Source organism: Streptomyces sp. HUAS 15-9 (genome assembly GCF_025642155.1).
In the GTDB taxonomy this organism is placed as follows: Bacteria; Actinomycetota; Actinomycetes; order Streptomycetales; family Streptomycetaceae; genus Streptomyces.
On the sequence record NZ_CP106798.1, the window covers coordinates 4,211,795 to 4,234,846 of the forward strand.

At 69.0% G+C, this 23,052-nt stretch carries 16 protein-coding genes, 1 tRNA gene, 1 other RNA gene and 8 pseudogenes; 12 read left to right on the forward strand and 14 right to left on the reverse strand.

Annotation, left to right across the window (positions count from 1 at the left end; genetic code table 11):
• Positions 1–20: 20 nt before the first annotated feature.
• An RNA gene (gene ffs / locus N8I87_RS19370) (signal recognition particle sRNA small type) lies at positions 21–115 on the reverse strand.
• Positions 116–188: 73 nt separating this feature from the next.
• On the opposite strand from ffs, the gene N8I87_RS19375 reads away from it, so the two are divergent.
• Positions 189–276, forward strand: a tRNA-Ser gene (locus N8I87_RS19375).
• A 79-nt stretch (positions 277–355) separates the two neighbouring features.
• On the opposite strand, the pseudogene N8I87_RS19380 reads toward N8I87_RS19375, so the two are convergent.
• The 6 genes and pseudogenes from N8I87_RS19380 to N8I87_RS19405 form a co-directional block, all read right to left on the reverse strand.
• Positions 356–1,204: pseudogene (locus N8I87_RS19380) on the reverse strand (tyrosine-type recombinase/integrase); the annotation flags it as partial.
• A pseudogene (locus tag N8I87_RS19385) lies at positions 1,203–1,967 on the reverse strand (replication initiator); the annotation flags it as partial. The pseudogenes N8I87_RS19385 and N8I87_RS19380, both read right to left, overlap by 2 nt.
• A 132-nt stretch (positions 1,968–2,099) precedes the next feature.
• Entirely contained in the window at positions 2,100–2,309 is a 210-nt protein-coding gene (locus N8I87_RS19390; RefSeq protein ID WP_263216546.1) for a SpdD protein, read from the reverse strand.
• Positions 2,310–2,346: 37 nt separating this feature from the next.
• Positions 2,347–2,709, reverse strand: a pseudogene (locus N8I87_RS19395) (DUF2637 domain-containing protein); the annotation flags it as partial.
• Positions 2,709–2,915: a hypothetical protein gene (locus N8I87_RS19400; protein WP_263210407.1), complete on the reverse strand. Its 207-nt coding sequence runs from the start codon at positions 2,913–2,915 to the stop codon at positions 2,709–2,711. The gene N8I87_RS19400 and the pseudogene N8I87_RS19395, both read right to left, overlap by 1 nt.
• Before the next feature lie 83 nt (positions 2,916–2,998).
• A pseudogene (locus N8I87_RS19405) lies at positions 2,999–3,493 on the reverse strand (FtsK/SpoIIIE domain-containing protein); the annotation flags it as partial.
• Here N8I87_RS19405 and N8I87_RS19410 point away from each other — a divergent pair.
• From N8I87_RS19410 to N8I87_RS19420, 3 genes and pseudogenes are all read left to right on the forward strand, one after another.
• Positions 3,473–3,835, forward strand: a pseudogene (locus N8I87_RS19410) (DUF1152 domain-containing protein); the annotation flags it as partial. The pseudogenes N8I87_RS19405 and N8I87_RS19410 sit on opposite strands and share 21 nt — an antisense overlap.
• A gap of 450 nt (positions 3,836–4,285) precedes the next feature.
• Positions 4,286–4,645, forward strand: a complete 360-nt coding sequence (locus N8I87_RS19415; protein WP_263210408.1) for a hypothetical protein — start codon at positions 4,286–4,288, stop codon at positions 4,643–4,645.
• Between the two features lie 884 nt (positions 4,646–5,529).
• Positions 5,530–6,288, forward strand: a pseudogene (locus tag N8I87_RS19420) (transposase); the annotation flags it as partial.
• A 793-nt stretch (positions 6,289–7,081) separates the two neighbouring features.
• Here N8I87_RS19420 and N8I87_RS19425 read toward each other — a convergent pair.
• Positions 7,082–7,734: pseudogene (locus N8I87_RS19425) on the reverse strand (GAF and ANTAR domain-containing protein).
• A gap of 321 nt (positions 7,735–8,055) precedes the next feature.
• Between N8I87_RS19425 and N8I87_RS19430 the strand changes: the two are divergent.
• Together N8I87_RS19430 and N8I87_RS19435 are read left to right on the forward strand one after the other, a co-directional pair.
• Entirely contained in the window at positions 8,056–8,457 is a 402-nt protein-coding gene (locus N8I87_RS19430) for a hypothetical protein (RefSeq protein WP_263210410.1), read from the forward strand.
• A 341-nt stretch (positions 8,458–8,798) separates the two neighbouring features.
• Positions 8,799–10,031, forward strand: a complete 1,233-nt coding sequence (locus tag N8I87_RS19435; RefSeq protein WP_263216548.1) for a cell wall-binding repeat-containing protein — start codon at positions 8,799–8,801, stop codon at positions 10,029–10,031.
• 24 nt (positions 10,032–10,055) lie between these two features.
• Here N8I87_RS19435 and N8I87_RS19440 read toward each other — a convergent pair whose 3' ends face one another.
• Positions 10,056–10,898 carry an IS5 family transposase gene (locus tag N8I87_RS19440; protein WP_263210411.1) on the reverse strand — a complete coding sequence of 281 codons (843 nt, stop codon included), beginning with the start codon at positions 10,896–10,898 and terminating at the stop codon, positions 10,056–10,058.
• A gap of 230 nt (positions 10,899–11,128) precedes the next feature.
• Here N8I87_RS19440 and N8I87_RS19445 point away from each other — a divergent pair, with 230 nt between their 5' ends.
• Positions 11,129–11,917 carry a cell wall-binding repeat-containing protein gene (locus tag N8I87_RS19445; RefSeq protein ID WP_263210412.1) on the forward strand — a complete coding sequence of 263 codons (789 nt, stop codon included), beginning with the start codon at positions 11,129–11,131 and terminating at the stop codon, positions 11,915–11,917.
• A 318-nt stretch (positions 11,918–12,235) separates the two neighbouring features.
• Here the strand turns inward: N8I87_RS19445 and N8I87_RS19450 are convergent.
• A pseudogene (locus N8I87_RS19450) lies at positions 12,236–13,513 on the reverse strand (tyrosine-type recombinase/integrase).
• Here N8I87_RS19450 and N8I87_RS44865 point away from each other — a divergent pair.
• Positions 13,491–13,682 (forward strand): WYL domain-containing protein, encoded by a 192-nt coding sequence (locus N8I87_RS44865; protein WP_491743940.1) that lies wholly within the window; start codon positions 13,491–13,493, stop codon positions 13,680–13,682. The pseudogene N8I87_RS19450 and the gene N8I87_RS44865 overlap by 23 nt on opposite strands.
• 63 nt (positions 13,683–13,745) lie before the next feature.
• Positions 13,746–15,167: an ATP-binding protein gene (locus N8I87_RS19455; RefSeq protein WP_263210414.1), complete on the forward strand. Its 1,422-nt coding sequence runs from the start codon at positions 13,746–13,748 to the stop codon at positions 15,165–15,167.
• Between the two features lie 310 nt (positions 15,168–15,477).
• Here N8I87_RS19455 and N8I87_RS19460 read toward each other — a convergent pair whose 3' ends face one another.
• On the reverse strand, positions 15,478–15,741 hold the full coding sequence (locus N8I87_RS19460; RefSeq protein WP_263210415.1) for a hypothetical protein: 264 nt from the start codon (positions 15,739–15,741) through the stop codon (positions 15,478–15,480).
• Between the two features lie 177 nt (positions 15,742–15,918).
• On the opposite strand from N8I87_RS19460, the gene N8I87_RS19465 reads away from it, so the two are divergent.
• Positions 15,919–16,077 carry a hypothetical protein gene (locus N8I87_RS19465; protein WP_263210416.1) on the forward strand — a complete coding sequence of 53 codons (159 nt, stop codon included), beginning with the start codon at positions 15,919–15,921 and terminating at the stop codon, positions 16,075–16,077.
• 444 nt (positions 16,078–16,521) lie between these two features.
• On the opposite strand, the gene N8I87_RS19470 is transcribed toward N8I87_RS19465, so the two are convergent.
• The 3 genes from N8I87_RS19470 to N8I87_RS19480 form a co-directional block, all read right to left on the reverse strand.
• Positions 16,522–18,294 (reverse strand): copper resistance CopC/CopD family protein, encoded by a 1,773-nt coding sequence (locus tag N8I87_RS19470; RefSeq protein ID WP_263210417.1) that lies wholly within the window; start codon positions 18,292–18,294, stop codon positions 16,522–16,524.
• A gap of 195 nt (positions 18,295–18,489) precedes the next feature.
• Positions 18,490–19,110 carry a GNAT family N-acetyltransferase gene (locus tag N8I87_RS19475; protein WP_263210418.1) on the reverse strand — a complete coding sequence of 207 codons (621 nt, stop codon included), beginning with the start codon at positions 19,108–19,110 and terminating at the stop codon, positions 18,490–18,492.
• The gene (locus tag N8I87_RS19480; protein ID WP_263210419.1) at positions 19,103–21,211 is read right to left on the reverse strand and encodes a penicillin acylase family protein; all 2,109 of its coding nucleotides are present in this window, start codon (positions 21,209–21,211) and stop codon (positions 19,103–19,105) included. The genes N8I87_RS19475 and N8I87_RS19480 overlap by 8 nt, the downstream gene beginning before the upstream one ends.
• A 127-nt stretch (positions 21,212–21,338) precedes the next feature.
• Here N8I87_RS19480 and N8I87_RS19485 point away from each other — a divergent pair, with 127 nt between their 5' ends.
• The gene (locus tag N8I87_RS19485) at positions 21,339–21,935 is read left to right on the forward strand and encodes an HhH-GPD-type base excision DNA repair protein (protein ID WP_263210420.1); all 597 of its coding nucleotides are present in this window, start codon (positions 21,339–21,341) and stop codon (positions 21,933–21,935) included.
• A gap of 100 nt (positions 21,936–22,035) precedes the next feature.
• A complete protein-coding gene (locus tag N8I87_RS19490; RefSeq protein ID WP_263210421.1) occupies positions 22,036–22,707 on the forward strand; it encodes an HdeD family acid-resistance protein in 672 nt (223 codons plus the stop codon).
• Positions 22,708–23,052: the final 345 nt, after the last annotated feature.

A 23,052-nucleotide genomic window follows, 5' to 3' on the forward strand; every position in this document is an offset into this window, starting at 1 on the left:
AACCAGCCCCGCCCGCAAACACAGACGCCCCCCACGCACCCGCCAGAGCCGACCTACCCTTGCTGCCTTCCGGCCCTGGGGGAGTTCAGTCAGATAGCGCCGCGTGAGGGGCTGCGCACAGAGTACCCGATCCCGGCCAGCAGGAACGAGTTCGCGAGCACTCCCCTCGGTCATGTAATGTTTCCGGCGGAGGATTCGCCTAGAGGCCTAGGGCGCACGCTTGGAAAGCGTGTTGGGGGCAACCCCTCACGAGTTCGAATCTCGTATCCTCCGCCAGTGCCTCACCGGGCACGTTGTCGAAGGGCCCCACTGTTCGCAGTGGGGCCCTTCGACGTTGTCCGTCTCAGTTTCCGTCTCAGTTCGTCTTCGGGAGCTCCCAGAGGGCATCGCCGACTTGCTGGGCGACTTTCCGCGGCAGGGTTCCGGTGACGTGCATGTACCGAGCCCGCATCCGGGCCGCTCCCCCGGGCTCCCAGCCCATGATGGCGTCGACCACGACGTCCGGGACGCCGAGGATCAGGAGGACGGTCGCGGCGGTGTGGCGCGCGTCATGGAGACGGCCGTCCCGTACGCCCGCGTCCTTCAGGAGCTTCTTCCAGATGTGGAAGTCGGTGTTCGGGCTGAGAGGGCCACCAGTAGGGGAGGCGAAGACGTATCCCTTGTCCTCCCAGTCCGTACCGGCAACACTCCGCTCCCTCTCCTGCTCCGCCTGGTGCTGGCGGAGAAGCTTGATCAGCGGGTCGGGCAGGCCGATCGTGCGACGCCCGGCACGAGACTTTGTGGACTTGTGCTCTCGGCGGGTCTGCTGCTTCTGGGGGCAGTACCCCGCCTTCCGACCGCAGGGATCGTCTCCACAGCCGTGGGCGTACTTGGGACGGAGACGGTTCTTGCGGATGCGGACGTATCCCGCGTCCAGGTCGACGTCTTCCCAGTGGAGCCCGAGAGCCTCCCCCTGCCGGAGGCCGAGCGCCAGGGCGACGACCCAGCGAGCGCTGTTGCGGAGCTTGGCCGCCTCGACGAGAAGACTCTGAACCTCCTCGATCGTGAACGGCTCGATGTCCTCTTCTTCGAGACGCGGAGCCTTGGCGATCTCGGCCACGTTCGTGACCACGTGCCCACGCCGCTTGGCCTCACCGAGAGCGACCCGGATCGTCCGGTGCGCATGGTGGGCGGTGCCGGCGGAGCTCCCGGCGTCCTGCATCTTCGATATCGGGTCCGGTCACGCGGGCGGCAGCGGCGGCGGCTTGGATGGCGTCGGCGAGGAGCGTGGTCGAGGCCCATGCCGGGGGTGCCATTTCTCCTCCTTCCGGGCCGTCCAGGCGGATGACCGCGTGGAAGTGGACCGCGCCGCGCTTCTGGTACTCGGCCACCTTCGCGAAGGAGATGCGGGCGTGGTCGCGGAAGGCCCGTTGGGTGAGGCCGGCGCGCTTGGCCACCTCTCGGCGGAGGTAGATCGAGAAGCGCCGCCACAAGGCACCAGCGTGGGCGTTCCAGAGGACGGCAGCTTCGTAGTCGTAGGTGTCGGGGCTGAGGGGTGTCCCCAGGGCGGGATCGTGTTCGTCGTGGCGGACGCCGCAACGGCAGTCTCGGCCGCCGTTGGGGCGGTTGTGGACCGGGCCGAAGCTCGGGGCGGTCAGGGTGGCGAAGACCCGGGGGTGGGTGGCTACCTCCTCCGAGGCGCCTTTGCCGCCGCGTAGTCCGGCGGTGATCAGGTGGTAGGTGTCGCGGCGGTAGGTCTCGGCGCAGGCGGGGCAACGGGTCGCACGGCGGTTGTTGCAGCGGACCAGGAGCTGCCCGGCGGGGAGCGTGGAGGAGTCGAGGTGGTGCAGGACGTTGCCGATTTCGCCGGTCGTCCTGTCGACCGCGTACTCCGTGCGGTGGCCGTCGAGGCGGACGGGATGAGTGCAGCCGCCCAGGCCGGAGAGTTGGCGGGCCAGCTCGGGCATGGTGCCGAGGGAGGCCAACATGGAGAGTTCCGCCAGTGGGGGCGGAGCCTGCCGGGTGATGATAGGTGTTCCTTTCGGCTGTTTCGGTGGTTGGGAGGGACGGCCCCGGGGCGGCGGGATGCTTGGCGGCGTTGTTGCCGCCCCGGCGGCCGGTCAGCGCCTGTTGGCGCCGTTGAGGAGCGAGCGCAGGACCACGGCGGCGATAGCCACGGACACGGCCGTGATGGCGACGGCCGCCAGGAGCGCCGTCAGGACGACCCCCACGACCACCACGGCGGCGACGGCGCCCGCGTAGGGCGTGAGCGAACGGCCGGCGAAGGGCGTCGGGGCTTGCGTCTGCCGCCTGAGTGCTCTCCTGGACAGTCCGAGGCTCTTCCGGCGTCGGCGCGGTGTCCGTCCCCGGCGCCCCGTGAACGAGCAGGGTTCCGCCGAGGAAGGCGACGGCCGGCCATCCGGCGACGAGGATGCGCAGCCAGGCCGGTACGGCGTCCAGGTCGAGCAGTCCGGCCGTGGCGATGTTGGCACCGAGCGACGCGGTCAACGCGACGAGGAACCAGCACCAGGCGGCTGCCTTGGCCCCGCCGGAACGGAGCCGTCGCCACGCGGCGACCAGGAGCAGATCCACGCTGATCGGGTAGGCCCATGCCTTCCAGCCGTCTTGTCCGGCAGCGGCGGCGAGGTCGTGCAAGTAGGCGAAGGACAGGGCACCGGCAATGACGGCCTGGACCAGGACCGCGTCAGCGCGGAGGGCGGTGTGGGCCATCAGGACGCCTCACCGGGGTATGCGGGTGCGGTGCCGGGGTCGTAGTCGGTCGGGAGGACGCCGGGCGGCGGTTCGGGCAAGGACGCGGCCAGGGACGGGCCCACGGCGGCGATGAAGTCGGTATCCGCGTCCACGGTGTGCGCGTACAGGGCGAGTCGGCCGAGCATGACGACGGTCCGGGTGAAGTCCTCGCATGCGGAGCACATGACGGATACCGTCCCTTCTTCAGGCATGGCGGGGGTAAGGACTTGGCGCGGTACGGCCGCGCCGGCCGTTGGATCGGCAGTGGCTACTCGGTCACGGAGAGCGGGGCGGGGAACGTCCCGGAGTCGCCCAGGGGCACGGGCCGCACGTAGGGGCGGAACGGGGCGAGCGCCGGTACGTCCGGGGCGAGATCAGCCGTCTCGCGGCAGACGGCAGCAGCGTCGGCGAGGGACAGGTACGGGGTGCGCATCCGGGACCAGCCCCCGGAGGTGTCCCCCGCCACGGCCAGGCCGGGCAGTTCGGCGGCGATGGCGCAGGCCGCGTACACCGACTCGGGGGCGATGTCGCCGAGCGCCATCTTCGCGGAGGCTTCGTCGTTGACACGGTGGCAGACGCGGCCGGTGAGCTGGGCCCGGAGCATGGTCGCTCCCTTGCCCAGTTCGGCACCGAACCGCTGTCCGCACACCTCTAGGTAGATTCCGGCGGCGCGGCCGAGCTGGGCGAGTCGGATCAGGTGAGTGACCATCTCGTCCCGCCGTTCCTCGTCCTTCCGCGAGGCGACGAAGCGTTGAGCCGCAACCAGCTGGCCCGCGCGATCATGACGACAGCCGCCCTCGGCGAAGTCGAGGCCCACAGTCGCGAAATCTGCGGCTACTCGGAGATCGACTACGAGCGCAACAAGGCCGCTTGGCTCCGCGAGCAGCCCCCGTCGAAGCTGGACCCAGAGGCGGTCCTGACCAAGCTGGACGCCTTCGAGACCGAGGCACGCAGCCACGAAGTCACCCACACCACGTTCCGCCACCTCACCGAGGCCCTGAACCTCAACGGCAACCAGCGCCAGGACCTGCGCGAGCTACTCATCAACAGCCGCCCGGAACAGTACGACGCGCCCCTGTGGCGCATCACGACTCAACCTGAGTAACAACCTTCTTCACGGGTTCAAGCACCGTCGTCGCTTCGCTCCTCCGGGCGGGCACACAGTGCATGAGGTCAGAACACGTCGTGGCTGGGGCCGGTCGGCTCCACGACTTTAGCCAGCCACTTTGGCGCGAGCCTCGAAGATCATGGCCCCAACGTCGTGCTTTACCGGGCAGGTCCACAGGCTGCCCGACGCGCCGGAAGCTTACGGGGCCATGATCACTCGCGCCAAAGCAGCTCCCGGCCAAAGTCGCTACACCGACCTACGTCAGTTTGCGCAGGTAGAAAGCCCCGCTCGTAGGTCCGGGCATCGCGACGGCCGGCGGGGCCAAGGAGGGCCCCAGTTCATCGGGTGGAAGTGGTCCCACGCCGTTGCCGACCCCCGTGCCGGATGTGTGGGGCAGGTGCGCGACTGGCCCTAGATCATCTCAATCGCGAGCCCTTGCGTGCGGTCATGCGCAGTAGGAAGATCCTGCCGATCAAGGGAGATGTGATGCTGCGGTTTATGGACTGGTCTGTCGTCGCAATGGGATGCCTGCTGGTTCTCGGAAGCCTCGTCGGCCGGTGGTGGGAGCGTACCCAGGCTCGGAAGGGAGAGGGAGTGGGCCTCGACCGGGGCATGCGCTTCCTCTGGGCGTGGCTCCCCCTCCTCATGGGTCTCGGGATGATCGGCACCAAGGTGCCGGGCCTGTTGCACGCGCCCTACTCCGTTGTCGAGGTCGTTGACGCGCTCAACTTCGTGCTCGCGGTTACGGTGTCGGTCTTCACCCTCCGCACAGTGCGTCGCTTCTTCCTGGCTCGTGGCGCCATGTGACAGCAACCCAGCCGACGCAGATCCTCGGCGCCTAGCCATAGTGGGACACGTCCTCGCGCCCTCGCGGCTCCCGGATCCGTCGGCTTGATCTCAGACATGAGCCGCAGCCAAGCCGTGCCCGCTGCGTGCCCGGTCCGACGGGACGCAGCGGGGACTCACGGGGAACAGCGGCGGCGATCGAGCTCCGGCCCAGGTCAGCGAGTTGCCAGGTCAGCCGCCATCCGCATGCGGCGTCTTCCAAACTGGCTACTCGATCGGCCAACCGCGCTTCCGGCCGCGTTGTACCCTCCGGTTTTAGAGAGGGGGATCTCCATGGTGTACCTGGCACGGCCAGACGCCCGCCTGCGGACCCGCCTTCGGGACTACCTCCTGCTGAGCGCTTGGTTCGGCCTCGTGGCAGTCGCGGCACACAAGTGGGTCCCGGAGACTTGGAGGCAGTCGATCGAAACGGCGATCACATTGTCCGCAGGTTGGGTCACCTGGCTTGAGCTTCGCGCGTGGAAGTACCGGCGCCGAACTGGGCGAGGGCTCGAACCGTAGGTGCTGAGCAGTACAGCGAAATACAGCATCGAGGATTCGTGGCACAGTCTCCGGGCCGTGCCACTCTCGTGCCAGAACGAGCGGGGAACAGCGGGGAATCAGGGTACGCAAGGCACACACGCCCAGCATCCGCGCAAGGCGGGGAATCCACAGGTCAGGGCCATGATCGCCCAACCTCGCTCCTAAAGCGGGTGTCGCAGGTTCGAACCCTGCCGGGGGCACCAGCTAAAAGGCCCCGGACCGATCTTGGATGCTGTTGGTTAATCCGGGGCCTGGCGTGTCGTCGGCCTTCAAGACCTGGTTGTGGTCTTGAAGGCCGACGTTGTCGTATGGGGTGGGTGCGGGTGTCGATGCAGCCGAAGGGGTCTGGGGAGATCCCGGCGGAGACGGTGCGGGTGGCTCGGGCCGCGTTCCCGAAGGGGAGCCCGGCGATCCGGGTGCGGGACGAGCTGGGGCCGTTGTTCACGGACGAGGAGTTCGCGGACCTGTTCCCGGTACGGGGCAGGTCTGCCTGGTCACCGGGGCGGCTCGCGCTGGTACTGGTGTTGCAGTTCCTCGAAGGACTCACCGACCGGCAGGCCGCGGAGGCGGTCCGGGCCAGGATCGACTTCAAGTACGCCCTCGGCCTTCGGCTGGACGATCCGGGGTTCGACTTCTCGGTGCTGTCGGAGTTCCGGGATCGGCTGGTGGAGGCCGATGCCGGGCGGCGGGTGCTGGACGGCATCCTGGTCGCGGCCCGGGAGAAGGGCCTGCTCAAGACGGCGGGCCGGGCCCGCACCGACGCTACGCATGTGCTGTCGTCGGTGCGGGAGCTGTCCTGGCTGGAGATGGTGGCCGAGACCCTGCGGTCCGCGCTCAACGCACTTGCCCAGGCTGCCCCGGACTGGCTGGCGGGTGTTGCGGAGCCGGAGTGGTTCAGGCACTACGCCGCCAGGGCCGAGGACTCCCGGTTCCCCAAGGCCCGCGCCAAGCGTGATGAGGTGGGCTTGCGGGTCGGTCGTGACGGGATGCTGCTGCTTGAGGCGGTCTTCGCCGCTGACACGCCGCCCGGCCTGGGCACGCTGACGGAGGTGGAAACATTGCGGCAGGTGTGGGTCCAGCACATGGGTGCGGACCAACCTTGGTGGATGAGGGCGACTTGTGAGGGCAAAGGCATGATCGGATAGACAGTGCGGCCTCGCGACCAGTTCGCAAGCAGGCCCTCGGTGCTGTCGACGGCAGAGACGATCATTGTGACTGGCATGTCGTTGTCGCCCCAGGTGTTCCACACAGCCCAGCCATCTGTGCGGGGCTCAACGCCAAGACGCGTGCACGCATCCTCGTACGTCTCCGTCCATCCGGTCGGCATCGCTTCGGGACGGAGGATGACTACGCCGGCGAGCTTGACCACCGGGCGTTCCTCCTCCTCTGTGCAGCCGTCGCCCGGGAAGTGGTAGTGCCGGATGGATCGGGCGAGAGCATTCACCGCTCGTTGCAGACCGGTCGCGTCATCTGGATCCGGGGCGTACGAAAGCCAGCCCTCGCCTCCAGCTGCGGACACAACAGCCCGCGCCAGGCGTTCCACCTCGCGCAGATAATCCAGCTCCGTCATCTCCGGTCGCGTCACACCCCGCAGCGTGACACCCGGACCTGCCGAGCGACATCGGGTTTGTCCTCAGTCCTGGGGCCGTCCCTGGGCCGTCCGAGGGTGGCCAGTGACGACAGATGACGACAGTCGACGACGGCTCTCCCCCTGCTTGGAGATGGCGCCGTAGGTACCGGCGCAGGTGCTCATCCATGAACGTAAGTTGAGGAACTCCAGACTTTCAGCCGCTGAGTCGCCCCCGCGGCGATCGCCTCGGGATGTGGTCAGGCTCCTCCGGTTCAGCCAGCGAGCGGGGGAAGACGCCGATCAAGTCACGAGAGGATGCCCTCTTCGCATACCCGGCGGGCGACCTCGCGGAGCTTGATGTTGTTCGCCTGTGAGTAGCGGCGCAGCACGTTGAAGGCCTCCTCCTCGTTCACGCGGTGGCTGCCCATGATGATGCCCATGGCTTCGCCGATGACGTGGCGCGTGGCGACAGCCTGTTCCATCTGCGCGTGGGTACGAGCCGCGGAAAAGGCGACCGCCGCATGCGAGGCCAGCAACAAGCCAGCCAGCTCGCTGTCGTCGGTGAACGCACCGGGTTTGCGGGAGTAGAAGTTCAGCGCGCCGAGGTCTTCATCCTCGGTGAACAGCAGGAAGCCCATCATGCTGCCCACATCGAGCGCATGGGCCCGCGGGGCATAGGTGGGCCACCGCTGCTGCTCGGCGGTGAGGTCGGCGATGCGGAAAACCCGCTCGCCCAGCGAGCTGCGTGCGGCATCGAAGCACGGCCCTTCCCCAGCCGCTGCTGCAGCAGGTCGCTGTCGATGACCAGCTGATCGGTCGGGGCAAGCGTCTCCACCTTCATGCCGTGCAGCACAAGGATTCCAGCCGCGTCACAGCCCTCGACCAGCTCGGTGGCCGACGCTGTGATCCTCTCCAGCGTGGCACTCACCGACTCCTGCGCCAGAAGATCACGCGCCATCGATGCCAGCTGCTGCCCGAAGTGACCCCAGTCCACTCCGTCCTCCACTACCTGTCCCGGCCTGGACAACCCTCATACCCGACTTTCACACAAACCTCACGACGATGACTCGTCAGGTGCTGCCGGCCTTGGCCTGTGCCCCTCCCGTGTCCGATCCAAGGGCTAGAGAGGGGGAACAACGGGGAGTCACAGCGACGGAGCGAAGAAGACGCAGGTCAGCATCTCGCCAGGTCGCACCTAGTCCGCATACGCGATCTTCCAAACTGGGGCCCCTGCACACTGGCCGATCCCCTCGAGCCACTTGACCGGTACGGTTCGTGCATGGCTGTCAGACCTTCGCAGCGCTGGCGTGACGGGATTGCCGAGGAGGCGCGAGAGATAGCGGCCGGCACCTTGGACCCTCAGTGTGCGTACATGGCGGACACGTATTCCGAGTCCTTCCTTAGTGCTACCGATGCCGCCCTGGTCGAGTTTGAGGGTGCCGTGGAAGCACTTGTCGCGCCTTCGGATGAGCAGATCCTCGCTGTCGTGCAGCGTGTCGTCCTGGTTCTCAACGGCGTCAACGAACAGCACGAGGGTGGTACGTACGACACCGACGAGCGCGAGGAACTGTGCCTCTTCGTCGATGCAGTCCTCACTGAGCACAGCATCGACGTCGCCGGGTTTGCCGCACGCCACGGCGTGAGCCGGTACGAGATCACCGACCGGTGGCGGCGCTGGTAAAGGCTCTGTGTACAGCAGCTCCGACCACCGGGAGGCAGGTGATCCCGCCCCGCCGGAGCCCATCGCGATGCGGGCTGCAGGCACCTCGTCGCGTTGTCCGGTCGAAAGCGCGAATGGTGTGGCCGTTGGATGAGGCGGGAGGGTGGAGCCGACCATCTCCGCCTGACCGGCCGTCGGTCGGCCCTCCGACCAGCCCTTCGCCCGCGTGCCCCCTGCCTTCACAGATGCCGTGGCCTGCGACTAATGTTTCGCCGCTGCCGTGCGGACGATCACGACGCCGTCCGTTCACCTTGGGGGAGGGGTACGGCGGCCAACCATTCACTTGTGGGGGCACATTGAACATGCGTACGCGCCGCAGACTCGCGGCGCTCATCAGCGCCGCCGCGCTCGCGGCGGGGCTCGTCGCCGCGCTTCCGGGGCCGGCGGCGGCCGTCCCCAGCAGTTGGCCCGCCAGCGACGGGAAGCTGCTGTACACCGACGGCGGCGGCTGGATGCACTCCATCAACGCTGACGGGTCCTGGTGGTCCTCGTTCAGCACGTCCGGAAACCAGGGCGCCTGGTCCGCCGACGGCAGCCAGATCGCGTTCGTGAACGGCGACTACATCGGCACGGCATGGGCCGACTCGGAGGACATCGGCATCCGCATCGCCATGCCGTCGGGCAGCGGCTGGCATCCGCACGATCCGACCTTCTGGTACGGCGGCGGCGACATCGTCTTCACGGCCGGTGGCCGGCTGCGGGTGACCGCGGCCGACGGCACCCGCCCGCCCAAGGCCCTGTTCGGCACCGACGTCGACGGCTGCGACTCCCAGCCGAGCGGCGCCGTGAACGGCATGCTCGCCTTCGTACGGACGGGAACGAGTTGCGCCACCACCGGCACCCCGGCCGTCTGGATCTACAACGGCCGTTCCGGCGCGTTCACCAAGGTGGCCGACGACGCGAGCGAGCCGAGCATCTCCCCCGACGGCCAGTCGGTGGCCTTCACCCGGTCGGTCGACGGACACAAGCAGCTCTTCACGGTCAAGACCGACGGCACCGGGCTGACCCAGCTCACCACGGACGCGACCGACCACAACCGTCCCGCCTGGTCGCCACAGGGCGACCGGATCGCGTACGACATCTACGTCTCCGGCAATCCGGACGTCCCCCAGGGCCCGCAGGTGTGGATCCACGGCCTCGGCACGGGCACGGAGACGCAGGTGCCCACGGCCGACGGCGCCAACGTCGCCTGGCAGCCGCTCCGTAACAACGCGATCTCCCGTGTCTACGGCTCCGACTCCTACGACACGAACATCGCGTCGTCCAAGTGGACCTGGAACACGGTCGGTACGAGCACGCCCGGCCTGAAGAACGCCAACGCGGCCGTGCTCATCAATAAGTCGGACTCGGCGTACGCCACCACCGCGACCTCCCTGGCCGGCAAGAAGCGAGGGCCGGTGCTGATGACCTCCGGCACGGGCCTGGACTCCTCGGTGCAGACGGAGCTCAAGCGCATGCTGCCGAAGGGCAAGACGGTCTACCTGATCGGCGGGAGCACGATCCTCAACAGCACGGTGGCGTCAGAGGGCATTTGATCTAGGCGAATTGCCCTTTCTATTCTAGTAAGTCCCTCGCCAGGTTGGTGTCGTCTCGTCCGTTATGCGCTTGGCGAGGTTGTCGATCGAGGCGACGTGGATCATGGCCTCGGAGCTGGCGGGAAGGGTCTCGTAATCGCGAGAAAGGCGCCGGTGCAACATAAGCCAACCCAGGCTTCGCTCGACTACCCAGCGTCTTTTGACAACGTGAAAGCCGCGAACTCCGGGGTTTCTGTTGACGACTTCGACGTCGATTCCGAGACGTGCGCCGTGCTCGATGACGGCGTTCTTGAAGCCGGTGTCGACCCAGCTCTTGGCGATGGTTGGATACGTCTTCTTGGCTTGGTCGAGAAGACGTATTCCTACGGCGTTCTCGGAGAGGCTCGCGGCGGTGACAGTCACGGCGAGGATGAGTCCGATCGTATCGGTGAGTATGCCTCGCTTGCGGCCGACGATCTTCTTGGCGGCGTCCGTTCCCTGGCTGGTCAGGGGCACGTTGGTGGAGGTCTTCACGCTCTGGGTGTCGATGACGGACCCTGTGGGTTCGGGCTTGCGCCCTTCCTTCACGCGGGCGAGCCCGGTCAGGTCGTAGTTGAGCTGGGCGAGGATTCCCTCATCGCGCCAGGCGGCATAGTAGGCGTAGACGGTGCCGTAGTTCGGGAAGTCGTGTGGGAGGTATTTCCAGGGGATTCCCGTGCGGTTGATGTAGAGGAGTGCGTTGAATACGTCGCGCAGGTCGACCTTGGTAAGCGGCTGCCCGGTGGGTCTGCGGTCGAGCCGGGCTTTTCTCCAGGCCGTCAACGTCGGCTCGATTAGGGCCCATCGGGCGTCGGAAAGGTCGCTGGGGTACGGCTTCCGCTGGCTCACGTTCCAGAGGGATCATGGGTGTGACGGAAGATCGGGTTCCGGTGATCATCGGGCGGTTCCGTGCCATCTCTACGTCAGACACGCTTCGAGGATCGAAGCCGAGCGAAACGGGCGGGCAGGTCCGGAAGTCTTGAAGTGATGAAGCGCATTGATCCGCCGAAAGACCTCAAACTGACACAGCGACAGAACTCGCATACCGGCATGAGGCATACCTGAACGCCCACTCAAAGGTGACCTCGCTCGGATACGTGGCCAAGCGGCTGTCCGGCACCTCGCGCTACTCCACCTCGATCGCCGTGGCCAAGACCGTCACCAGCACACCGAAGTACATCTTCCTGGCAACCGGCACCGACTACCACAACGCCCTCGCGGCGAGCTCCGCCGCCGGTTCCATGGGCAGCTCCGGAACCGCGACCGTCGTGCTGACCGACGGTACGACCATGACGTCGTCGGTCTACTCGTACCTCAACAAGTACAGCCCGAGCACAACGAACATCATCACGGTGGGGACCGACGCCGAGTCGGCACTGGCCAAGGCGTACAACGCCGACAAGATGCCGAACTGGCCCAGCTCGTACCGCTATTACCGAGTGGCCGGCGGCACTCCGCAGTCGAACGCGACGCAGCTCGCCGACCTGTGGTGGTCGCTGCCGTCGAACGCCGCAGTGGCCTCCGTGGACAGTTGGCGCGGCGGTGTCTCCGCGTCGTCGGCGATGACCACGTACGGTCCGCTGCTGTGGACCGACACCACCTCGCTGTCGTACGACACCAAACGGTACCTGATGCGCATGTCGTCGAGCATGTACCACGTGGCCGTGTTCGGCGGCACGGGATCGGTCGACGCGTCCGTCATTCCCAAGATCGGTGCGGCCATCGGCGTGGGTACCCACTACCTCTATACCCCGTACTACAAGGGCGTGGCGCCGCAGACCACGGCTGCTCAGCCACTGTCCGCCGGCAGCAACAAGCCCGCCCCAAGCCCGGACCTGGCCCCTCTCCAGGTGACGATCAAGAGGTAACTGCCGTGCCTGGGTCGCCAACGGCGGCGGCCCAGGCCGCCGGCATATCCTCCGGTGCCCGCCCGTCTCAATTTCCGTCTCATTCAGCCCGGTTCACCGAGGTTCAACCAAGTCCAGGAGCCGTCCCAGCAGCGGTGGCCAACCTCCCATGAACCCAGGTGAACGCCCCTGCACACACCCCACCACCCCACCAACACAGTTGGAAAGCGTATTGGGGGCAACCCCTCACGAGTTCGAATCTCGTATCCTCCGCCAGAGCCTCACCGGGCACGTTGTCGAAGGGCCCCACCGTTCGCGGTGGGGCTTTTCGACGTTGTCTCAGCCTTCGTTGTCCTGGTTTTCGTCCACAGCGGGATCCGCGACTCCCCAGATGACCCTTTCGATCTTCCGGGCTTCTTCCTTGAGCATGGGGTCGGTCACATGCAGGTACCGAGCCCGCATCCGTGCCGCCCCACCCGGCTCCCACCCCATGATCTGGTCAATGACCCGGTCTGGGACTCCCAGCAGCATCAGGACGGTGCCGGCCGTGTGGCGAGCGTCGTGCAATCGCCCATCACGGACTCCCGCATCTTCAAGCAGCCGCTTCCAGGCGTGATAGTCCGTGTTCGGGCTGAGCGGACCACCCAGCCGCTTGGTGAACACGTATTCCGACTCCACCCACAGGTCGCCGGCAGCCTCACGCTCGCGAGACTGCACATCTGCGTGGGAGCGGAGCATCACGACCAAAGGCCCTGGGAGAGGCACCGCGCGGCGCCCCGCACGCGACTTGGTGTTCTTGGTCTCGCGACGCACCTGAACCCGCTGCGGGCAATATCCGGGCTTCCTGCCGCAGGGCGAGGCCTCCCCACAGCCGTGCTCGTACCTGGGACGCAGACGGTTCCGGCGCAGTTTCAGGTACTCGTTGTCCAGGTCGACGTCCGCCCAGCGAAGCCCGAGCGTCTCGCCCTGCCGCAGTCCGAGCGCCAGCGCCAGCATCCAGCGAGCGCTGTTACGTCGCTTGTTGACTTCGAGCAGCAGGCTTTGCACCTCGTCGACGGAGTAGGGCTCGACCTCGGATTCCGCCTCCTCCATCCGAGGTGGCTTCGCCAGGGCTGCGGCGTTCTTGGCAGCGTGGCCACGCCGCACCGCTTCGCCCAGCGCCGTGCGAGCCGTCCGGTGCGCCTGGTGAGCGGTGGCGGCCTTGCTGCCAGCGCTCTGCATTCGGCGGTAGAGGCTCTCCAGGTGCTCCGGCTACAAGCGGTCGAGCCGATGCTTGCCGATGCCCGGAACCAGGTGCACCCGGACGGCTACTTCGTATCCGGCGTAAGTGTTCTCGCTGATGACAGGCTTGGCGATGCTCTCGACCCAATGCTGAAGCCACTTCGCGACAGTCCACGGCTTCCCGGGCTGACGGGCCGAACCCTCGTCTCGCTGCTTCTCCAGCCGACGAACCTCGTCGACCAGCTCTTTACGGGTCGGGCGCGTCAAGTGCCTTCGGTACGGCGTGCCGTCGTCCTTGTAACCCATCGGCACCCGGGCGTGCCAGCGATCATCCTTCCCGAAGTAGATAGCCGATTCGCCATTGGCGCGGCGAGTGCGCTTCTTGTCGTCTGCCACGAGCGGGCTCCTTCGCGGGGCCTTGATACAGGGCGGAGCGCTACCCAACGTCGGTAGCCGCCTCGAACTCGACCCGCCCTACCTCGAAGCCTGGTGCCACCTGCGAGAGGACAAGCGCGTTTTCACCCTCTCCCGCATCCACGGCGTCATGAGCCCCGTGCCCGAATGAAGCAAAGATGGTATCGAGAGAGATAGTATCTCTGTCGATACTATCCCTCTCGGGAGGCTTGCCATGCGTCGTTTCATCGGGCGGGATCGCGAGCTGAACGTGCTCGACACCGCCTTGCGGACGGTCCACGATGCCGTCGGGTCGGCGAAACCGGGGCAATGCGTCCTCATGCGGGGAAGACGGCGGGTCGGCAAGTCCAGTCTCGTCGAGGAGTTCCTCCGGCGTACCGGGACGCCGTACCTCTTCTTCACCGCTGCGGGCGGCACGGCGGAGGACGAACTGGCGGAGCTGCTCGACACGGTCGCCAGATCCAACCTGCCGGAGCGGGAACTGTTCTCCGAGGAGACCCCGGCTCAGTGGAACGCGGCCTTGAGGCTGCTCGCGGAGATGCTTCCCGACGACAGCCCGAGCGTGGTGGTCATCGACGAGGTTCCGTATCTCATGGACCGCATCGACGCCTTCGAGGGCATGCTCCAGCGGGCATGGGACCGACTACTCAGTCGAAAGCCGGTACTTCTCCTCCTGGTCGGGTCCGATCTGTCGATGATGGAGGCGCTGAACAGCTACGACCGTCCCTTTCACCAGCGGGGGCGGGAAATGATCGTCGGGCCCCTGAACCCCGCCGACATCGGCGAGATGCTCGGCCTGTCTCCGGCGGCCGCGTTCGACGCCGCGCTGGTCACGGGGGGTCTCCCCCTGATCTGCGCGGAGTGGCAGGCCGGGGCGGACGTCTGGGAGTTCCTCCGCGACTCGCTGGACAACCCCATCTCGGCCCTGCTGGTCTCCGCCGAACGCTCACTGGCCGCGGAGTTTCCACCCCAGGCGATGAGCAGGGAGGTACTGCGGGCCATCGGATCCGGAGAGCGGACCTTCACCAACATCGCGCGCGCGGCCGGCGGCATCGCCCACACCACTCTCACCCGAGCCACAGACGTGCTGACCGAGAAACGGGTCGTGGCCGCCGAACTTCCCCTCTCCCTGAGGCCGTCGAAGGAGCGCCGCTACCGGGTGGCAGACCCCTACCTGCGGTTCTGGCTCGCGTTTCTGGATCCGCACATGGCGGAGATCGAACGGATGCGGGGGGATCTCACGCTGAGCCGCATCCAGGAGCAGTGGACGAGCTGGCGGGGCCGCGCTATCGAGCCCCTGGTGCGGGAATCCCTCGTCCGCCTCCTGCCGGACGGGCTCCTGCCTGCCGCCCCAGCGATCGGCGGGTACTGGACCCGCAGCAACGACGTCGAAATCGACCTGGTGGGCGCCGACCGGCAACCGGTGGCCAAGCAGTTGCTCTTCCTCGGCTCGGTCAAGTGGCTGGAGAACTCCGCGTTCGACAGCCACGACCTGACCGCACTGCAGAGGCACCGGGCAGCGATCACCGACGAGCCGGTACCGCTCGTGGCGGTCTCCCGCAACGGGGTCGGTTGTTCCGGCCTTCAGGCGGTGTACGGCCCCGAGGAACTGCTCAACGCCTGGCGCAGGGCATGAGCAGGAACCGAGGGCTTGGTTGCAGTTCTGGTGCATTCGCTGCTGTTCAGCATGGTCCGCTACCTGCCCCCAGCCCCATTCCGCTGCAGGTCAGGACACTGCCGATCGATCCCGAACCCCCAGACGAACATTTGGAAAGCGTGTTGGGGGCAACCCCTCACGAGTTCGAATCTCGTATCCTCCGCCAGCCCAGAGGGCCGGACCATGAAAGTGGTCCGGCCCTCTGGCGTTTCTCGTCAAGCGGGCGTGAGCGGCGCTCCTGGAGGCGCAGGACACTGGCGGGCAGGCTGCCTCCCGCCGGTCTCGCCGCTCAACGATTGCAGTTGATATTCAGCATCGGCGTGGCGCTGACCGAGCTCAGCGCCCACGTCGTGCCGTTCCAGATGACGTGGGGATTCGCGGCGGTGCCCGACCCGCTCGCCGAGATGAAGGACTGACCGGTGACGAAATTGCAGATGGCAGTCGCTTCGGGAAAGTCCAGCCGGACATCGAGACCGTTGATCTTCGGCCCGTTGCACGTTGCCGTGGACGTGGTCGTGGTGGTGCTCGCACAAGTGAGCGTCGCGCCGCGCACGATCTGCGTCGAGAGGAACTGACCGAAGATCGGTTCGGGTACTGCCGGTCCCTGAGCGCCCTGAGCGCCCTGGGCCCCTTGAGCGCCTTGAGCGCCTTGAGCCCCTTGAGCACCCTGGGCCCCTTGAGCACCTTGAGCGCCCTGGGCCCCTTGAGCACCTTGAGCACCCTGGGCCCCTTGAGCACCTTGAGCACCCTGGGCCCCTTGAGCGCCCTGAGGCCCGATCACACCCTGCGGGCCGGTGGCGCCCTGTGCACCCTGTGCACCCGTCTGTCCGGGGTCGCCCTGCGAGCCCTGCGGCCCCTGCGGGCCGGTGTCACCCTGCGAACCCTGTGAACCTTGCGGGCCCTGCGGGCCGATGGCGCCCTGTGGGCCTTGCGGCCCCCGCTGACCCCGAGGACCCCGAGGCCCGCGCGGACCGGGAGGTCCGACCTTGCACTTGTCGTGCTTTCCGCGGCACTCGTCACCGCCGATGGCATGTACCGAGTTCGTGGGCGCCGACAGCGTGCTCTGCGGGGCCGCAATCGCGGGTTCGGCGAAACCGAGCACCACGATGGCCAACGATGCCGCGGCACCGCCGACGCGCCATCTGCCCTGCCTGGGCAGCGGCCCCATGTCGGACCCGGGGCGGTTCTCAGCACTCATCCTCAATTACTCCTCAGAGAAGCGCGCGAATGGACGGGAAGTCCCGCCTTCGAGCACCCTCCGGCACCTTTTCGCCGCACTGGGCGGCCTGGCGGCAGACGCGCCGAACGATCAAACGATCGGTCTAGCGGAGCGCTACCGCACGATCCGTACCGGCTTCGACACCGTCACCTGGTCCAGGTCCGACGCCCGCACCGTGACCTTCATCGTCCAGGTGCCGGGGATCGGCAGGTTGAGGGAGTCGGTTGCCCAGTAGCCGCCCTTGTCGGTGACCTTGGCGTCGAGCGGGCCGATCTTCCGGGCGGGGAGGGTGAAGGAGACGCGGAGTTCGGGGACGGCGGCCAGGCCGCCGTCGGGGCCGAAGACCACGGCCTCCACGGAGTTCCGGCCCACCCGGCCGGGGTCCAGGGTGATCCGCACCTCGCCGCCGTGGTTGCCGACGCGGAAGGGGACCGTAGTGACGGAGGCGGTCGGTATGCCGGTCGCCGCCGTGCCCGAGTCCGCCGCCTCGGCCGCCGCCCGGCCCGGCAGGGTGCCCGTCAGGAAGGTCGTGATCACCAGCACCGCGACGCCGACCGTCACCTCCGCGAGCACGGAGCGGCGCAGGCCCCGGCGATAGGGGTCCGGATCGCCGGCGAACGTCGCGTCGGAGGACGTGGCGTCGGACGGCTCCGGCTGTGCGGGCAGTGAGGGCGGTGGGCCGGGCGGGCCGCCGACCGGCTCCGGTACGCGGTCCCGTACGTCCCCTGTCACCCGCGCCGCCGCCAGCCGCGCCGTCCACCGTCGCGACCACCCCGCCGCCGCCAGCAGCAGCGTCACCGCGCCCAGCTTGGCGATCAGGAGGCGGCCGTACGACGTGTCCGTGAGCGCGTTCCAGGAGCCGAGGCCCCGCCAGGACTGGTAGACGCCGGTGACGACCAGGACGGTCACGGAGGCGAAGGCGAGGCGGGAGAAGCGGGTGACCACGGCGGGCGGAACGGGTTCGGCGGTGCGGTGCAGCGTCGTGAGCAGGGCCGTGAGGCCACCCAGCCAGACCGCCATCGCCAAGAGGTGCAGGACGGACGATGTCATCGCCACCGGCACCTGGATGCCCGCCGAGGCGTGCTCGGCGGCCGCCCAGGTCAGGGCCAGGCCGACGGAGAGGACACCCGCCATGGCGAGGGCCGGGCGGGTCCAGCGCCTCACACGTAGAAGCAGGGTGGCCGCGACGAGCAGCAGGGCCAGGCGGGCGAGCAGGGCCAGTCCCGGGCGGCCGGTCGCCGTACGGGCGAGGGCGGTGAGGTCGAAGGCCGTCGCCGGGCCCGTGCCCTCCTCGTACGGAGCGCGGAGCACCAGCAGGATCACGCTGGCCCCGAACAGGGTCCACCAGCCCGTCACGACCGGCCCGCGCAGCGGGCCGGGGTCCGGCGGACGGCACAGTGCCAGGAACGCGAGCGTGCCGATCAGGAGGGCTACGGCACCGTACGCGACGTAGCGCACGATGTTGTAGAGGCCGACGGTCGTGGGGTCCTCGGTGGTGCCGTCGGTCACGGTCGCCGTGGTCGGGGAGGGACTGCCCACGGAGAAGGTGAAGGCGCCGGAGACCGGGTGGCTGTCCGCCGAGACGACTCGCCAGGCCACGGTGAAGGTGCCGGTGGCGAGCTTGCCGGGCAGGCTGATCCGGGCGGTGTCGGAGCTGCCGGGAGCGTGCCGTGCCTCGCCCGTGCGGACCCGGTGGTTGGCGGGGTCGTACACCCGGAAGGAATCGTCGAGCAGGGCGACGGACTCGGTGAAGGTCAGGGTGACGTACTCGGGTGCGGACTTGAGGATGCTTCCGTCCGCGGGGTCGGTGGACCGGAGGGCGGCGTGTGCCGAGGCGGGGCCGGCTCCGCCGAGGAGGAGCAGGACCAGCGTGGTGCCCAGCAGCACCAGCCCTTGAAGTCGTCGGTTTCCACCCCGCCGGTTTCCGCAGAAGGCATCGCTACGCCGGAAGACACCGCTACGCCCTTTGCCCACGTCCACCGCCCCGTCTTCGGACTCGTGCTCTCGGATACGTACGGACGAGCCACCTTCCGCGCTCAGCGGGTGGGCCGCGCGGACATCCCGCAGCCCGCCACCAGGTCGTCAGCAGTCACCGGGGAAGGCTACCTCCCGGGTGAGGAAGGCCAGTTGGGCGTGTTTTTCCGGTAGGTACACATCCAGGACGTCGACTTCCGGCAGGACGACCGCCGGGCCCTTCTCGAAGCCCTGCCGCACGAAACGGGCGATGGCCTTCTCGTTGCGCACGTCCGGGTCGACCACGATCCGGCGCCGGTCCAGGCCGAGCAGGCAGTACGCGGCGAAGGCGGTCAGCAGCGCCGAGGTCCAGCCGGGCCGCGGGCCGCCCTGCCCGGCGGGTGCGACGAGCAGATGCATGCCGATGTCGCCGGGCCGGACCTCGTAGCAATCGCCGACCCGGTCGGCCTCCGGCTCGTAGGTCTGCAGGAGCGCGGCCGGTGCGCCGTCCACGACCGCCAGGAAGGCGTGGTGGGTGGCGAGCGTGTCCATGTGGGTGTAGATCTCGCGGATCTGCGCACGGCTCAGGCCGTTCATGCCCCAGAAGGCAGCCCGCTCCTCGTTGACCCAGGTGTGCAGGACGCCGGCGTCGGCCTGTGGGTCGAGGGGCAGGACGCGGACGGTCCCGAAGCCGTCGATCAACCGCTCGTGCACGGCCTCGCGGGCGGGGGCGGCGTACGGGTCAGACATCGGTGTCCCTTTCGAGGCGGTCCCAGTCGGTGACGACCGGGGCGAGTTCTCCCCCGAGCCACAGGGGGAGTTGGTCGCGGTGGTGCGGTGAGCCGGGGACCCCGCAGGCGCCGAAGGGCACCACCCAGCGGCTGTCCTCGCGGCGGGCCAGGTCCCAGACGTAGCGGGCGGCCGGGCCGCGGGCGGCGAGGTCGGTGAGTCCGGGCACGGCGGAGGTGGACAGCACACAGTCGTGGTCGCCGGACAGACCGGGTTCACCGGAGGGGGAGTACGGGGCGTACGGCTCCTCGGACAACGCCCGCCAGGGGGCGAGGCGGTGGGTGTCGGCCCAGGTGCCCGTCGGCCGGCCGGCGGCGACCTCCTCGAGGGCGGCGCGGGCGGTGGCGGGGCGGTCGATGCCGTGCAGCTCCTCGGCGCTCAGCAGGTGTTCGAGCGCGAAGCCGACACGTGGGACGAGGGCCAGCCAGGGCAGCAGCACCTCCGGGTACGCGGGCACCTCGGTCAGCGCGGCGAACGCCGGGTGTGCGGCGAGACGGCGTACGACCGCGCCGCGCACCGCCGCGAACACCGCCGCGTCGGCGCTGTCGGCGTCCATCCGGCGGTTCCAGGCCAGGAGGCGGTCCCGGAGCCGCGCGGCCTCGGGGGTGAGGTCGTCGAGGGCGGCCAGGTGGTCCAGCAGGGGTGCGGCGGAGCCGAGATGGGTGTCCATGTGGATCGCGGGCATGTCGGCGGCCGACCAGGTACGGCGCTCGTCGAGGAGGGCACGGATGCGGTCGGCGCGGTGGGGCGGGGCGAACTCGGTGCCGAGGGGGGTGGCCGGGCCGCGCTGGTTCGCCATCACCGCGATGCCGTCGGTCAGCCCGGCGCGGGGCGTCTCGTACCAGCCGGTCCACTCGTGGCCGGGCACCCAGGCGGGCACCAGCCGCGTCCGGTTGGCCTCCGCCCGCACCGGCACCCGCCCGGCGACACGGTGCAGCAGACCGCCCTCGGTGTCGGCGGCCTGCACGACGTTGACCGGCTCCGCCCAGCCGTCGAGGGCCCGGTCGACGTCGGCGACGGCACGGGCACGCAGGAGGGGGAGGAGGGCGCTGAAGCCGAGGTCCTCGGTGACCCGGGGCGGGTGGCGGAGGGCGAGGGCGGTGGGGACGGCGTCGCTGTACGGGTCGGCACCGTCCAGGCCCTCCGGTCCCCCCGCGATCACCGGTCCCCGCTCCGTCTCGATCACCTCGATCTCGGCCGGTGTCTCCCCGGCGACCTCCACGGTCTCCGGGTGCCGTGCGGCGCGTCGCCAGGTGCCGTCGGGGCCGAGGGCCTCGACCCCGGCGCCGGTGCGGCGCAGGCGTTCCCGGTACAGGTCCTGGTAGTCGGCCATGGCGTTGGTGATGGCCCAGGCGACCGTGCCGGCGTGGCCGAAGTGGGCGATGCCGGGGACGCCGGGGACGGCGAGGCCGACGACGTCGAACTCGGGGCAGGCGAGACGGATCTGCTGGTAGACACCGGGATCCTCGATGAAGCGGTGCGGGTCGCCCGCGATGACGGCCTGCCCGGTTACCGTGCGCTCACCGCTCACCAGCCAGCCGTTGCTGCCGGAGCTGCCGGGACCGTCGGCGGCGAACAGGACGACCGCGTCCGACCCGAGGTGCCGTGCGACCTGCTCCCGCCACAGCTTGGCCGGGAAGCCCGCGAACAGGATGTGGGTGCCGAGCCAGACGCCGAGGGGGGTCCAGGGCCGCCAGCGGCCGGGGGCGAGACCGGTCCCGGCGAACTCGGGGCCGCGGCGGGCACCTTCGGCCAGGCCCTCGTTGACGCCGTCGACGTAAGCCCGTACCCAGTCCGCCGTCTCGGGGTCCCGTCGCTCCAGGGCCGCGAAGCAGCGCCGGGCGGTGTCGTCCAGGCGGGCACGGCGGGCGAACACGTCCCAGTCCAGGGCGGAGGTGCCGAGGAAGGACGCCGAGGTGCCCTGGGACCGGTGCCGCTCGACCTCCAGCTGCCAGGCGCGGTCGAGGGCGGTGACCCGGCCCTGGGCGCGGGCGAGTTCGCGGGCGCTGCCGGCGCGCAGGTGCGGGATGCCCCAGGCGTCGCGGTAGATCTCGGTCGTCACCCCTGTGACACCCCTTTGCTCTGGATTTTTCCATTAGGTAAGCCTTGCCTAAGTTACCCGGTCGGGAATCGTACGCGAAGGGTGCGGCGGGCGCGCGACCCGAGCCCACACGGGGGATCATCGACCCATGGACGTCACCCTGCACCTCGCCCAGGACCCCGAGGCCGACCGGCTTCTCGGCCGCAGTCCGCTCGCCGCGCTGACCGGCATGCTGCTGGACCAGCAGGTCCCGATGGAGTGGGCGTTCAAGGGCCCGGCGACCATCGCGCAGCGGCTCGGCGCCGACGACCTGGACGCGCACGAGATCGCGGCGCAGGACCCGGAGGCGTTCGCCGCGCTGCTCTCGCAGAAGCCCGCCGTGCACCGCTACCCGGGGTCGATGGCCCAGCGCATCCAGCAGCTGTGCCAGTACCTCGTCGAGCACTACGACGGGGACACCGAGGCCGTCTGGCGGGGCGTCGACAGCGGAAAGGAGCTGCTGAAGCGGCTTCAGGACCTGCCCGGGTTCGGCAAGCAGAAGGCACAGATCTTCCTGGCGCTGCTCGGCAAGCAGCTGGGCGTCCGGCCCGAGGGGTGGCGGGAGGCCGCGGGGGCCTACGGCGAGCCGGAGTCCTTCCGGTCCGTCGCCGACATCACCGGGCCCGAGTCGCTGGCCAAGGTGCGGGCGCACAAACAGGAGATGAAGGCGGCGGCCAAGGCGGCGAAGACGACGAAGGCGACGTAGTCGACGAAGTCCGCGGGCAAGTGACCGCGCAGGCGGGGCGCGTCAGCCGGGTGGACTGTCCGGAGTGGCGTGGGCCCTGGGCCCGTTCACAGCATGGAGCATGACCGAGCCACCGAGCGGCGGTTCCCCCGAGGGCCGGGAGTACGACGACCGCAGGGTCCACTCCGCCCCGCACGCCCCGCGCGCCCACCGCGAGCCCGAGCCGCCCTTCGAAGGGCCGCTGCACGCCCTGTCCCAAGCCGCCTGGCAGCTCGTCCTGCTCACCGGCGTCGCCTCCCTGATCCTGGGCGTCCTGGTGCTGATCTGGCCGGGGCCCTCCCTGCTCGCGGCCGGCATCCTCTTCGGGATCTACCTCCTCGTCAGCGGCGTGTTCCAGCTGGTCTCCGCCTTCGGCACGCACAAGACGACCTCGCTGCGGGTCCTGGCGTTCATCAGCGGCGCGCTGTCGATCCTGCTGGGCCTGTTCTGCTTCCGCGGCCCCATGCAGTCGATCCTGCTGCTCGCCCTGTGGATCGGCATCGGCTGGCTGATCCGCGGCATCACCCAGACGCTGGCCGCCGCCTCCGACAGCGGAATCCCCGCGCGGGGCTGGCAGATCTTCCTCGGGATCGTGACCTTCGTCGCCGGAATCGTGTTGATCGTCTCGCCGTTCCAGTCCATCGCCGTGCTCACCCTGATCGGCGGCATCTGGCTGATCGCGGTCGGCATCGTCGAGATCATCACGTCGATCCGGATCCGCGGCCACGCCGAGCGGGTTCCGCTCGCGCTGTGACCCGGCTCGGTACGCCGTGCGGGCGGAACTCGGCGCCGCCACGATGAACGCCGTACGTCCTGCGGGGAGATGACCTTCCATGAGCACCACGCGAAGCCTCCCGCGCGGCCCTGCCTGGCCGCGGGCGCTCGTGCTGCTGCTCGTCCTGCTGGTGCCGGGCGCCCGCGCCGAGATGCACGCGGCGCCGGTCGTGGCCGTCGACCTCGCCGACCACGACGTCCTGGACACGGCCCTGCGGCCACCGTCCCGCACCGCCCCGCGTCCCGTCGAACCGGCGCGCGCGCGCGCCGGCGCCCGACCCGGCGCCCGGCGTCCCGGAGGGCGGCTCGCCGCTCGCCACGCCGT